The sequence below is a fragment of the Vibrio sp. 2130-1 genome, assembly GCF_033339515.1.
The window spans coordinates 1-947 of sequence record NZ_JAWOUT010000114.1; the positions used below are offsets into that span (position 1 = coordinate 1).

Consider the following 947-nt stretch of genomic DNA (forward strand, 5'->3'; position numbering starts at 1 on the left):
GTTGTCTGAGTACATGTAAGAGGCTTGATCCACCGATTCTTGCAGCATAGAGAAGCCAAGCAGCTCGCCGTCCGCTGCGTTATTGTTGGTGCGGTTTTCTGCAAAACGAACTTCCCAATCTTTCTTCGCAAGATCGAGTTTCGCTAAGTTTTCCGCTGACGTATTGCTGTACACCCACTCTTCGCCTTCCAGCTTGATGCTGTTATCAAAGCCGTAAGCACTTGCCGCGTAGCGACCAAGTTGATCCACATTTCTGTCTGGATTGCTGATGTCTTCAGCTTGCGAATTCATGTTGTGGATGTTGTAGATAAAACCAAAACGAGCCGCGTTATCCATACCCGATTCCCAGCCCGCCGCTTCTTGCGCGCCGACGTGAATCGTCATGTAATCCACTTCATCGAGAATCTTATTGTAAGACGCCATGCCTTTTACTTTATAAGAATTGCCGTTTTGCTCGATGATGTCTTCTGCCGGAATAATGGTCGTGAAGTTAGGATCGCGCGTTTCTACCCAAACGTACATCACGCCTTCTTCCGTGTTGTGTGCTGGGTCCACTGCCGCGCCGTATTCAGGAACACCATTTTGGTTGTGGTCGCGGTTTGATAGCCACCAATCGTGGTATGCCACCAACTTCGGATACATTTCATCAATGAATTTTTGCGCGTCTTCTGGGCGATCAAACTGGTTCACGAGAGCGTAATACACCTCCATCACAGACCATGCCGCCAACGATGGTTTCGTATTGCGTTCGTTCCAGTTTTCAGAGCCAGCACCACCACGACTAACAGGTTTGGTGTACGTCAACACATCCAGCAAGTAGCCTTTATCTTGCGGACGGATCTTGTCATCAGCTTGAACTTGCTCTTGGAATACCGTGCGAATGTTGTCCATCGCAACATCTGGGTTGAAATGCGCCATCGCGTACGCTTGTTTCCACGAATCCCACG

At 49.1% G+C, this 947-nt stretch carries 1 protein-coding gene; it reads right to left on the bottom strand.

Annotated elements, in window-relative coordinates:
* Positions 1–947 (bottom strand): MGH1-like glycoside hydrolase domain-containing protein (locus tag R7Q09_RS24590; protein WP_411913116.1); only part of this gene is annotated, 947 nt, incomplete at both ends.